Origin of the sequence: Sulfitobacter sp. M368 (assembly GCF_025141875.1) — a bacterium.
Taxonomy (GTDB): domain Bacteria; phylum Pseudomonadota; class Alphaproteobacteria; order Rhodobacterales; family Rhodobacteraceae; genus Sulfitobacter; species Sulfitobacter mediterraneus_A.
Genome location: NZ_CP081113.1, coordinates 1,246,427 through 1,258,527, shown reverse-complemented (window position 1 = coordinate 1,258,527; position 12,101 = coordinate 1,246,427). Strand labels below are relative to the sequence as shown.

The 12,101-nt window shown below is 60.3% G+C and carries 12 protein-coding genes; 4 read left to right on the top strand and 8 right to left on the bottom strand.

Going from position 1 to position 12,101, the window contains the following annotated elements:
- Position 1 precedes the first annotated feature (1 nt).
- The 4 genes from betC to K3754_RS06325 all read right to left on the bottom strand — a co-directional run bounded on the left by betC (position 2) and on the right by K3754_RS06325 (position 3,693).
- Positions 2–1,510, bottom strand: coding sequence for a choline-sulfatase (gene betC / locus K3754_RS06340; RefSeq protein WP_259942053.1), 1,509 nt, complete (start codon positions 1,508–1,510; stop codon positions 2–4).
- Positions 1,507–2,082, bottom strand: a complete 576-nt coding sequence (betI, locus tag K3754_RS06335; protein WP_259942051.1) for a choline-responsive transcriptional repressor BetI — start codon at positions 2,080–2,082, stop codon at positions 1,507–1,509. The genes betC and betI overlap by 4 nt, the downstream gene beginning before the upstream one ends.
- A 71-nt stretch (positions 2,083–2,153) precedes the next feature.
- Positions 2,154–3,056 (bottom strand): DMT family transporter, encoded by a 903-nt coding sequence (locus tag K3754_RS06330; RefSeq protein WP_259942048.1) that lies wholly within the window; start codon positions 3,054–3,056, stop codon positions 2,154–2,156.
- A 37-nt stretch (positions 3,057–3,093) separates the two neighbouring features.
- Positions 3,094–3,693 (bottom strand): LysE/ArgO family amino acid transporter, encoded by a 600-nt coding sequence (locus K3754_RS06325; protein WP_409202369.1) that lies wholly within the window; start codon positions 3,691–3,693, stop codon positions 3,094–3,096.
- Between the two features lie 91 nt (positions 3,694–3,784).
- On the opposite strand from K3754_RS06325, the gene K3754_RS06320 reads away from it, so the two are divergent.
- Together K3754_RS06320 and K3754_RS06315 are read left to right on the top strand one after the other, a co-directional pair.
- Complete coding sequence (locus tag K3754_RS06320) at positions 3,785–4,663, top strand: LysR family transcriptional regulator ArgP (protein WP_259942046.1); 879 nt, start codon at positions 3,785–3,787, stop codon at positions 4,661–4,663.
- Positions 4,664–4,761: 98 nt separating this feature from the next.
- A complete protein-coding gene (locus tag K3754_RS06315; RefSeq protein WP_203212181.1) occupies positions 4,762–5,007 on the top strand; it encodes a hypothetical protein in 246 nt (81 codons plus the stop codon).
- 82 nt (positions 5,008–5,089) lie between these two features.
- Here the strand turns inward: K3754_RS06315 and K3754_RS06310 are convergent, their stop codons facing one another.
- Positions 5,090–5,455, bottom strand: coding sequence for an STAS/SEC14 domain-containing protein (locus tag K3754_RS06310; RefSeq protein ID WP_203211829.1), 366 nt, complete (start codon positions 5,453–5,455; stop codon positions 5,090–5,092).
- 149 nt (positions 5,456–5,604) lie between these two features.
- Complete coding sequence (locus tag K3754_RS06305; protein ID WP_203211830.1) at positions 5,605–6,345, bottom strand: YebC/PmpR family DNA-binding transcriptional regulator; 741 nt, start codon at positions 6,343–6,345, stop codon at positions 5,605–5,607.
- Between the two features lie 139 nt (positions 6,346–6,484).
- On the opposite strand from K3754_RS06305, the gene K3754_RS06300 reads away from it, so the two are divergent.
- Entirely contained in the window at positions 6,485–8,257 is a 1,773-nt protein-coding gene (locus tag K3754_RS06300; RefSeq protein WP_259942041.1) for an SLC13 family permease, read from the top strand.
- An 89-nt stretch (positions 8,258–8,346) separates the two neighbouring features.
- Complete coding sequence (locus K3754_RS06295; protein WP_259942039.1) at positions 8,347–9,204, top strand: bile acid:sodium symporter family protein; 858 nt, start codon at positions 8,347–8,349, stop codon at positions 9,202–9,204.
- A gap of 12 nt (positions 9,205–9,216) precedes the next feature.
- On the opposite strand, the gene K3754_RS06290 is transcribed toward K3754_RS06295, so the two are convergent.
- Positions 9,217–10,989, bottom strand: coding sequence for an SLC13 family permease (locus tag K3754_RS06290; RefSeq protein ID WP_203211833.1), 1,773 nt, complete (start codon positions 10,987–10,989; stop codon positions 9,217–9,219).
- Positions 10,990–11,231: 242 nt separating this feature from the next.
- The gene (locus K3754_RS06285; RefSeq protein ID WP_259942035.1) at positions 11,232–12,044 is read right to left on the bottom strand and encodes a TIGR00282 family metallophosphoesterase; all 813 of its coding nucleotides are present in this window, start codon (positions 12,042–12,044) and stop codon (positions 11,232–11,234) included.
- Positions 12,045–12,101: the final 57 nt, after the last annotated feature.

Here is a 12,101-nt window from a genome sequence, read left to right as displayed (position 1 = left end):
GTCATTCACCGCGCGGGAAGCGTTTGTTTTCTTCCAGCACGTTGAGGTCCATGTGATTGCGCATGTATTGTTCCGACGCCTTGCGCAGCGGCTGGTAATCCCATGGATAATACCCCCCCTCGCGCAGCGCCTCATAGACCACCCAGCGGCGGGCCTGGCTCTTGCGCACATCCGCGTCATAGGCCTCCAGGTCCCAACGGGCATCCGCCTTGGCCCGCAGCGAATTCAACGTGCCTTGGTGATCAGGGTGATCCGCCAGATTGGTCAGCTCATGGGGGTCCGCCTCCAGATCGAACAATTGATCTGGGTCCAGCGCACAGCGATTGTATTTCCACTTGCCATAGCGCAGCGAAACCATCGGCGCATAGCTTGCCTCGGCGGCATATTCCATCGCCACTGGCTCGGTCCGCTCTACCCCTTGGCCCATCGGGACCAGTGACTGGCCGGTGGTCCATGCCATCACCTCGTCCATGCTGACGCCAGCGAGTTCACATAGGGTCGGGCAGACGTCGATGTTGCTGACAGCGGTGGTTTGCAGGCCCGGCTCCATCTGCGGGGCCGAGATCATCATGGGCACGCGCGATGATCCCTCAAGGAAGGACATCTTGAACCAAAGCCCCCGCTCGCCCAGCATGTCGCCATGGTCGGACACAAACAGGATGATCGCCTCTTGCCGCGTGTCTTCCAGCGTTTTCAGGATCTCGCCGATCTTGTCATCAAGATAGCTGATGTTGGCAAAATAGGCCCGGCGGGACCGGCGGATGTCTTCTTCCTTGATGTCAAAGCTGCGCCAGTCGTTCGCGTCAAAGATGCGCTGCGAATGTGGATCGTGATCCTCATAGGCCATCGCGGGCACTTCAGGCAGCAGATGTTCGCAATCCTCGTAAAGATCCCAGTACTTCTTACGTGCCACATAGGGGTCATGCGGGTGGGTAAAGCTGGCCGTCAGGCACCATGGCCGCCCGTCCTCGCCGCGCGACAGATCATAAAGCTTGCGCACCGCGTTGTAGGCAACATCATCGTCATATTCCATCTGGTTGGAAATCTCGGCGACCCCGGCCCCGGTGACAGAGCCCATGTTGTGATACCACCAGTCAATCCGTTCCCCCGGCTTGCGGTAGTCGGGGGTCCAGCCAAAATCGGCGGGGTAGATATCGGTGGTCAGGCGCTCCTCGAACCCGTGCAACTGGTCTGGCCCGACAAAGTGCATCTTGCCCGACAAGCAGGTGTGATAGCCCGCCCGGCGCAGGTGGTGCGCGTAGGTCGGGATCGATGAACAGAACTCGGCGGCGTTGTCATAAACGCCGGTATCGCTTGGCAATTGGCCCGACATAAACGCCGCCCGGCCCGGCGCACACAGGGGCGAGGCCGTATAGGCATTGGCAAACCGGGTCGACCGCGCCGCCAGCGCCTTGAGGTTTGGCGCATGCAGGAAATCCGCCGGACCATCGGGAAAGAATGTGCCGTTGAGCTGATCCACCATCAGGATCAGAATATTTGGTTGTGTCATCTAGGTGCCTTAAGCAAGAGATCGAGTGTTGTAAGGGCTGATTTGAGCGCCGCCTTGGCGGTGCCGGAGTGCGACAGCGCCGCACGAAGATAGAGACCATCAATCAAGGCCGCTATCGTATCTGCATCCGCTTCGGGATGGGGGGATGCGCCGCGCAGGGCATGGGTCAGGTTGGACCGCAACCGGCGCTGGTAGATCCGCAAAAGCCGCTGGGTGCCACTGCTGGTACGCGAAGCGGCGTAAAGCGTCATCCAGGCTGACACCGTTTCAGGTGCAAAACAGGTTTCGTCAAAGCTGGCGATGATAATTGCCGCCGCCCGGTCGCGGGGGGTTTCGGCCTGCGACAGATGGTGCAGAACCTGCGCTTTGTATTCTTCAAGGATATGGGTCATCGCGGCGAGGAAGATCTGATCCTTGCCGCCAAAATAGTGGTGTGCCAGCGCCGTGGACATGCCTGCCCGCTTGGCAATTTGCCCGACGGTGACGTCCAGCGAATGCGCCGCGCCAATCTCGGCGATTGTGGCCTGTACCAGCGCCGAGCGCCGAATGGGCTGCATTCCTACTTTTGGCATGACGGATTCTATCCTTTGGCGTTACCGCGTCAGGATAGTTCGATCTTTATTGACCCGTCAATCAAGAAAAGTCAGAGCTTGGTCGCATTCGCATTCGGAGTGATCTGCCGTTTCAACATTGCCTCGCGCCAGGTGATAAATGTCACCGACCCCAGAATGACAAAACCGCCTACGATGACCCAGATATCCACCGGCTCGTTAAAGGCCAAAACCCCAAGGGACGTGGCCCAAAGCAGCTGCAAAAACGTGATAGGCTGGGTCACGGTCACGGGCGCGGCAGCAAAGGCCAGCGTCATCGTATAATGCCCCGCCGTGGCAAACACCGCGACCGCCGTGAGAATCAAAACCTCGCGCAATGTGGGCATGACCCAAACCGGCAAGGCAAAAGGGGCCAGCGCCAGCGTGACAAAGATCGACAGCATGGCCACCACTACCGCAGGCCGCACTTCATCAGCCAGCACCTTGGCCAAAAGGTAAGATCCGGCAAAAACCACCGCGGCAAACAGCATCGCAAGATGGCCCAGACTGACCTCGCGAAATCCCGGACGCAGGATGATTGCCGCGCCCATCAGCCCCAGACACACCGCCGCGATACGCCGCACCGCCAGCTTTTCCCCCAGAAACACCGCAGCCCCCAACGTGACATAGATCGGGGCGAGGTAATTCATCGCCGTGACCTCTGCGATGGGGATGCGGGTCATGGCGTAGAACCACAAGATCACGCCCAGCGCATGACAAAACCCGCGCAGCCCGAACAAGGACCATTGGCGCCGGCTGAGATTGGTTTTCCGCAAAGCCCTCAACGCAGGCAGCAGGAACACCAGCCCGATGGCATAGCGCAGAAATGCCGATTCCGCCGCAGGCAGGCGCGGGCCCATATATTTGACCAGGGCCGTGACGGCGATGAAAAAAAGCCCCGTGACCAACATCCAAAGAATACCGGTAAGCGGGCGTTGAGGTGTAGCAGTAACCATGGCGCGACAGTTTCTCAACGCGCCGTAAAGGGCAAGGTCACATCAACAATAGTTTTGCCGCAATGCCCCACATCGTTGCCGCGATCAGCCCGTCAAGAATGCGCCAGCTGAGCGGGATCGCAAATAGCGGGCCAAGAAGGCGTGCGCCATATCCCAACGAAAAGAAGAAACAAAAGCTGGCGAGCGTGGCACCGATGCCAAAGGCCAGCCTGTCGGGATACTGCGCCGAGATCGAACCGATCAAAACAACGGTATCGAGATAGACATGCGGGTTCAGCCACGTCAGGGCCAGAACCGTCAGCAGTGATTTGTGCAATGACCCCGCGCCCTGCCCGTCTGCCTCAAGTGCCACGCCGCCCCGCCACGCCGCGCGGGCATTGAGGTAGCCATACCAGATCAGGAAAGCCGCGCCGCCATAGCGCATGACGGTCTCAAACCACGGCCACGCTTCTGCCAATGCGCCAAAGCCTGCAACCCCGCCCGCGATCAAAATGGCGTCCGACAGGGCACAGGTCAGGCAAACCCAGAACACATGCACACGGCGCAGCCCTTGCCGCAGCACAAAGGCGTTCTGTGCGCCAATCGCCAGAATGAGGGTCAGGCTCAGGGCAAAGCCGGGCAGAAAAGAGGTCAGCACACGCGCGGTCCTTTTGCAGGTCTGGCGTTTGACTACAGCGCCCGTGCAGATTAGACAAATTAAAGATACTAAGCTTGAATTAGGAAAACTGATGCCTCTCGACCCCACGCACCTGGCCGCCCTATCCGCCATCCTAAGGCTTGGCAGTTTTGACGCGGCAGCAGGGGCGCTTGGGGTCACGCCATCAGCGGTGTCGCAACGTCTCAAGGCGCTGGAAGAACAGGTCGGCGCCACATTGGTGCACCGCAGCCAACCCTGCCGCGCCACCACGCTGGGTGCCCGACTGGCCAAACATGCCGAAGATGTCGCTTTGCTGGAGGCGCAGGCACTTGGGCAAACCTCTGCGCCGCGCCCAAGGCTGCGCCTTGCGGTGCCGGCCGATGCATTGGCCACCTGGATGATACCGGCCTTGGCAGCGGTGCCGGATTTGCTGTTTGACGTGGTGATCGACGATCAGGACACCGCGGATGATTGGCTGCGCCGCGGTGCGGTCAGTGCAGCCATCACCGGCCATGACCGCGCCGCGCCCGGCTGTGACCTGCTGCCGCTTGGCGCCATGCGATACATCGCGACGGCCAGCCCGCAATTCATGCGCAGCCATTTTGCAAAGGGGGTCAATGCCGGCAGCCTCTCCCAAGCACCGATGATGGTGTTCAACAGCAAAGACCAGTTGCAATCGCGCTGGATCACGCAGGTGACGGGCAAACGCCTGCACCCGCCCAGCCATCACCTTCCCTCCACCCACGGATTTGTCGATGCGGCCCTCGCGGGCATGGGGTGGGGCATGAATCCAGAGCCACTGGCACGGACACATCTGGCCCATGGCAGCCTTGTGGCGTTGGTCAAAAGCGCACCGCTTGACGTGCCGCTTTATTGGCAATGTGCGCGGGTGATGGCGCCTGCCCTCGCGCCACTCACCCGCGCAATCGAGAACGCGGCACGCGGCCACCTGCATCCCACCGCAGGTTGATTGCAACAAAACGGACACAATTCGGTGAATTTGGTTGCGTCTCTCTGGCGAAATGGCGGCGCCGCACCTATCTGCTGCTCATAAGCAAAGGAAGACAGATGAACGATTTTCAAAACAAGCTGGATCTTAACCAGTCGCAATTAGAGGTGATCGAGGCCGCGTTGCATACGCAGTCCAAGATCCTGAACGTACAGGCCAGCACCGGCAGCCGCGCCGCGCGCACAAAACTGAACGAAGTCAAAACCGTTCTGGCCCAGATTGCCCAAGCCAAAACCCCCGAACCAATGAAGCCGTGCGCACGCATCGGCAGTGGTTGGCTCGGAATGTCGCGCATCTTCGGATAAGACAGCGCTGGCCATTGGCCTTCCACCGCCCCTGCGGGGGCGGTTTTTTAGTGCCCAAAGCCCAACTTCCTGGCCACCCAATTTACGCCGCCAGCCACGCCTCCGCCGCCGCAGCGCCATCAAGCGGAAACGCCTTGATCGTCAAACCCGGCATCAACGCGCCCTCGACCTCGGCCGCCGTGCGAATCCAACCCGCATCAGTCAGCACCGCACATTTGTCGTATTTGCCCAGCAGGCCAAACATCTTGGGCAGCATGGTCAATTCAACGCCCAAAGCTTCCAGCGTCGGCAGGGCAAATTCCGGTATCGTATAAAGCATCCTGCCGCCCGAGACCCCTTCGGACATCGACAAAAGATCCTCCAGACCTTTGCGCATCATATCTGCATCCAGTGAGCCGCGCAGTTCGATATCAACGCGGTTGTCCGACGGTTTGGTGATGGTGAGCATGGTATCCTCCTATGCAATACCCCAAGTATCGCACAGCGCCGGAGGGGCGTCTTTGATCGGGGTCAAACCCGGCAGAGATCAGCAAAGACCCGCCACAAAAAAACCGGCCCATGGGGGCCGGCTTCAAAAACTGTTCCGATGGATGCAGATCAGAGCTGCGACATGACCTCATCAGAGGCTTCAAAGTTGGTTGTCACCCGCTGCACGTCGTCATCGTCTTCAAGCGCATCGACCAGCTTCATCAGCTTTTCCATGCTTTCCAGATCCATTTCCGTGGTGGTGGTTGGACGCCAGACCAGTTTGGTCGATTCAGATTCGCCCAGTTCCGCTTCCAGCGCGGTTGCCACTTCATTGAGATCCGTGTCCGCGCAATAGATTACATGCCCGTCCTCAGAGCTTTCCACGTCTTCCGCGCCTGCCTCGATCGCGGCCATCATCACGGTGTCATTGTCACCCACTTCGGCGGGATAGGTCACTTCGCCTTTGCGGTCGAACATGAACCCGACGCTGCCGGTCTCGCCCAGATTGCCGCCGTTCTTGGTAAAAGTCGAGCGCACGGTAGAGGCGGTGCGGTTGCGGTTGTCTGTCATCGCCTCGACGATCACGGCAACGCCGTTTGGACCGTAACCCTCGTAACGGATTTCTTCGTAATCCTCGCCCTCGCCGCCCTGAGACTTCTTGATCGCGCGTTCGATCACGTCCTTTGGCACCGACTGCGACTTGGCCTCTTTGACAGCCATCCGCAAACGGGGGTTCTTTTCAGGGTCGGGGTCGCCCATTTTGGCAGCGACCGTGATCTCCTTGGCCAGTTTGGAGAACAATTTGGAGCGCTGCGCGTCCTGACGCCCTTTGCGGTGTTGAATATTTGCCCATTTGGAGTGGCCGGCCATGGATACCTCATAACTTGGATGATCGCGTTGCCACTCTATAGGGCAGCCCACCGCCCAAGGGCAATCCCCCCTGCCGATTGCCCCTTGCGCTGGCGCATCAGGCGCGGTGTCATGGGGCCAAACACCTTGTGAGGCCGTGATGAGTACCGATCAGATTATCCTGTTTTGCCTGTTTGGCGCTGTCTTTGGCCTGTTGCTTTGGGGGCGGTTTCGATATGACATCGTGGCCTTTTCGGCGCTGATGGTCGGTGTGGTTCTGGGCGTCGTGCCAACAAAGAACGCTTTTGACGGGTTTGGCCATCCCGCCACTTTGGTGGTGGCGCTTGTGCTTGTGGTCTCCGCCGGTTTGGTGCGCTCGGGCGCGGTGCTGTTGATCACCCGCACCTTGGTCGATGCCTCGCGGTCTTTGGGGGCACATATCACCCTGATGGGCGCGGTGGGCGGTATCCTGTCGGCCTTTATGAACAACGTGGCTGCGCTGGCGCTGCTGATGCCCGTGGACATCCAAACCGCCCGCAAGGCCGGACGCCAACCGGGGCTGAGCCTGATGCCGCTCAGCTTTGCCACGATTCTTGGCGGTATGGTTACATTGATCGGAACACCGCCCAACATTATCATCGCCTCGATCCGGCAGGATGCCTTGGGAGAGCCCTTCAGGATGTTTGATTTTGCCCCCGTGGGCGGGGTCGCCGCGATTGCCGGTTTGATCTTTGTGGCGCTCATCGGCTGGCGGCTGATCCCTGCCCGCGATGATGCCAGCATTGGCGAAAGCGATCTGGCGCAATACATCGCCGAACTGACCGTGCCGGAGGGCAGCAAACACATCGGCAAACGTCTGGCCGAACTGACTGAGATCGCCGAAAAATCGGATGTCGCGATCCTTGGATTGATCCGTGATGGCAAGCGCCGATATGGGCAGGCCCGCAACGTCGCACTGAATGCCGGGGATGCTTTGGTGCTGGAAGCGGCCCCCGATGCCCTCGACGAATTTCGCAGCACGCTGGATCTGGCCCTGTCCGACACGGACCGCGAAGAACGCTTGAAAGCTGGCGGAGAAGGCGTTGAAATCATTGAAGTTGTGGTGCAGGAAAACTCCCGCCTGAACGGGCGCACCGCACAGGCCGTGGGGCTGGCGTGGCGGCAACGCACGATCCTGCTGGGCATCTCAAGACAGGGGCGCAAGATCACCTCGCATCTGCGCGGCACACAGCTCCGGACCGGGGATATCCTGCTGCTGTTGGTGCCCCGAGACACCGCCGCCCATGTCACGGATTGGCTGGGCGTGCTGCCGCTTGCAGATCGCGGATTGGCCGTCACCGAAAACTCAAAGGTCTGGCTTGCCATCGGGCTGTTCGCCGCCGCCGTGGCCGCCGCCAGCGTGGGGCTGATCTATTTGCCCATCGCGCTGGGACTGGTGGTGGTGGCCTATGTTCTGGCCAAGATCGTGCCGCTGTCCGAACTTTATACCCATATCGAATGGCCGGTTGTGGTGCTGCTCGGCTCGATGATCCCGCTGGGCGCTGCTTTGGAAACATCGGGCGGCACCGAATTGATCGCGGGCGCCCTTGTCGGTCTGACCGAAGGCATGGCGCCATGGATTGTGCTGACGGTTCTGATGGTGGTGACGATGACCCTCTCGGACGTGCTTAACAACACCGCCACCACAATCGTTGCAGCCCCCGTCGGTATCCAGATGGCGCAGACCCTCGGGGTGTCGCCGGACCCGTTTTTGATGGCAGTTGCGGTTGCGGCGTCGTCAGCATTCCTCACGCCCATCGGCCATAAAAACAACACGCTGATCCTTGGGCCGGGCGGCTATTCCTTTGGGGATTATTGGCGCATGGGCCTGCCGCTTGAGATCATTATCGTTGCGGTCTCCATCCCGGCGATCCTGGTGTTCTGGCCGCTGTAGGCTGCGGGCGCGGTCCTGACCTCACACCACCAAAATGCTTGTTTTTCAGTCTGATGCGTTCCTAATGGCCGGAGACAAAGGAGAAAACCATGGATATCCTGATCAACGTCGTGCTGCCACTGTCACTGGCGATCATCATGCTGAGCCTCGGCATCGGCCTGAGCATTGCTGATTTTGCCCGCGTGGCGCAAAGGCCCAAAGCGTTTTCCATCGGTGCGATCAGCCAGGTGGTGATGTTGCCCATAGTCGCCTATGCCTGCGTGCGGGCCTTCGGGCTGAGCGGAGAACTGGCCGTTGGCCTGATGCTCTTGTCCCTCTGTCCCGGCGGCGTGACCTCAAATATGGTCAGCAAGCTGGCCCGCGGCGATGTGGCCCTCTCGGTGTCCCTGACGGCTGTCGTGTCCTTGTTGTCGATCCTGACGGTGCCGGTTCTGGCGGCCTGGGCGGTGCAGCATTTCATGGGCGATGCCGCGCCGGATGTATCCGTGACCACGCTGGCCTTTGCGATGTTCCTGATCACCACCCTGCCCGTGGGCATTGGCGTTGCCATCCGGCACGTTGCGCCGAGCTTTGCAGACCGGATTGATGGCGGCCTGTCCTTGCTGGCCACAGTCCTGTTTGTCCTGATTGTCGTCGCCGCTTTGGCCGGAAACTGGGCGCTTTTTGTCGAAAACCTGCCCCGGCTCGGACCCGCTTTGATCACGTTGAACGTGGTTCTAATGGCGCTGGGTCTGGCGCTGGCCGCACTTGCCGGGTTGGCATGGCAAGCGCGCAAGACCATCTCCATTGAAACCGGCATTCAGAACGCCACATTGGGCATCACCCTTGCCGCGATCATCTCGGGCCAGTCCGAAGGTTTCAGCACCATGGCGCTGCCCTCCGCCGTGTATGGGATCACGATGTATCTGGTGGCATTGCCGTTCGTCGCATGGTTCCGCAACCGCTAACCCGACAGCGCCCTACCAGAACAGCGGTATCACCGCGCTGGCCAACAGTGACATCGACAGGTTCAACGGGATACCAATGCGCATAAAGTCGGTGAACCGATAGCCCCCCGGCCCATAGACCAGCGTATTGGTCTGGTAGCCAATTGGCGTGGCAAACGCACAAGAAGCCGCAATCATCACCGCCACAACCAAGGGCCGCGCGTCAATGCCCAGCGCCGCGGCAAGGCTGATGGCAATCGGTGTCATGATCACTGCCACCGCGTTGTTCGACACGATCTCGGTCAAGATAGTGGTCAACAGGAACACGCAGAAAATCACCACGGTCAGCGGCAGCGTGCTGAGCACGGGTGCGATATTATCCACCAAAAGCGAGATGGCGCCGGAGTTTTGCAGGCCTGCCCCCACCGCAAGCATGGAAAAGATCAACGCCAATAAACGCCCGTCCACAAAGGAAAACGCCTCTTCGGCGTCGATGCAGCCGGTGACCAGAACCAAGGCCACCGCCAACACAGCCAGCAACAAGATCGGCGCAACATTCAGGGCCGCTAGGGTCACGATCCCGATCAATGCAGCAATTGCAATTGGCGCATGGCCGCGCCGATAGGCCCGCGCCGACGGCTGGCTGACATCGACCATATCCATATCCGCCGCCAGCCGCTGAATATCCTCCGCTGCGCCTTCCAGCAGCAGGGTATCGCCCACCTTGACGATCAAATCATCAAGTTGCCGCCCGATGTTCTGGTTTCGGCGATGCACCGCCAGAGGGTAGACGCCATAACGCCGCCGGAGCCGCATACTGCCCAAGGTTCGCCCCACCATCCGGCAACCGGGTGTGATGAGAACCTCGACTGTGGTGGTCTCGACCGCGGACAGCTGATCCACACGCTTCAGCTCCTTATTGGCCTGAAGGCTCAACAGTTCGGTCATCTGGGTGCGCAAGACCACACGGTCCCCGACCTGAAGTGCCACCCCCTGAAGGTTGCGCCGCAAGGAGGTGTCGCCGCGCACAACATCGATCAGGCGCACGCCCTCGCGCTTGAACAACTGCACGTCCAGCACTTCGCGGCCGATCAGGTTGCTTTCGGGCGGGATCACCGCCTCCGTGAAGAATTTCATCTTGGACCGGTCCGACAGCATATTGGCCATGCTGTCGCGATCCGGCAGCAATTTGCGCCCGATGGTGGACATGTAGATCAAGCCCCAGGCACAGACGACAAGACCAATTGGCATGATCTCGAAAATGCCAAACGGCTCCATCCCCTGCGCCCGCGCGACCCCGTCAACCAGCAGGTTGGTGGAGGTGCCAAGCAGCGTCAGAGAGCCGCCCATGATCGCCGCATAGCTCAGCGGAATCAAAAGCTTGGACGCCTTGGTGCCCAAGGTTTTGCTGAGCTGTACAACAACCGGGATCATCACCACCACCACCGGCGTGTTGTTCATGATCGCAGAGGCCCCCATCACCGACAAGATCACCCCCACCACCGCCAAACGCGGATTGCTGCGGGCGTATCGCTCGGCCAGACGGGTCAGGACATCCAAAGCCCCGGTACGCACCAACGCCCCCATGACGATGAACATTGCCGCAATGGTCCAGGGCGCCGGGTTGGACAGCACCGCCCGCGCGTCCTCATAGGGCAAGACCCCCATCGCCAGAAGGCTCGCGGCACCGGTCAGCGCGACGACCTCCGTCGGAAGGGTTTCACGCAGAAACAGGATAAACATGATCACCACAACCGCGAGCGTCAGAACGGCGCTGCCGGTTTGGGAAAGGCTAAAAAGCTGCATAGGTCAGGCCCATCCGCCAAAAAAGAGTGACGCCAAGTGTCGCCTGTCCGCGCATCCGCCGCAAGGGCACCTTTGACGCAATCGAAGGTGCAAAGGGGGCCAGCCACCACCGCCGCTGCGCGGCGCTCCCGCCGGAGGTTTTCCGGCCAGATAAAGCTGGGTGCCGCTTTTTTTCATTTTGCCCTTAAACCTCTGGGCTCCGGGGCAAAGCGCCGGGTGTTCTCCTCGCACGTGGGGCGGAATTAGGGGGCGCTGGTTTGCAACAAACCGCCATCGCGCACCGGAACGATGCGGGTGGCGCGGCCCGTGCGGTCGTCGGTTTCGATATAGACACCCGACAGCGTTGCCTCGGCATTGGCCGGTGTGAACCGTTCCTTGGGCATGCCCGTGATAAACCGCCGCATGGGTTCGGTTTTCTCCATGCCGATCACCGAATGATAGTCGCCGCACATGCCGGCATCGGTCAAATAACCCGTGCCGCGCGGCAGGATCATCGCATCGGCTGTGGGCACATGGGTATGGGTGCCCACGACCAGCGAGGCACGTCCGTCACACCAATGCCCCATGGCCATTTTCTCCGAGGTTGCCTCGCAGTGAATATCGACGATGATCGCTGAGGCCAGCCCGCCCAGGGGATGGGTTTTCAGCACAGTATCCAGCGCCGAAAACGGGTCATCAAAGGGCCGTTTCATAAACACCTGCCCCAATGCCTGTGTGACCAGCACCTTGCGCCCGTTCTTGGATGTAAACAGCCGTGCGCCTTTGCCCGGCGCGGATTTGGAAAAGTTCAGCGGCCGGATGATGCGCGGCTCTTGTTCGATAAAAGACAGCATGTCCTTTTGGTCAAACGCATGATCGCCCAGCGTCAGGCAATCCGCCCCCGCCTCAAGCAGCAGTTTGGCATGCGCGCCGGACAGCCCCATGCCGCCGGTTGCGTTTTCGCCGTTGACCACGATGAAGTCGAGCTTCCACTCGGTCCGCAGACGGCCCAGATTTTCCGTGATGGCACGGCGCCCCGCGCGGCCCATCACATCGCCAAGAAAGAGTATTTTCATGGCATCAACCGGTACGCGGACACGGGCCGAACAGCAAGTCTAACCTGAGGGCAAAAC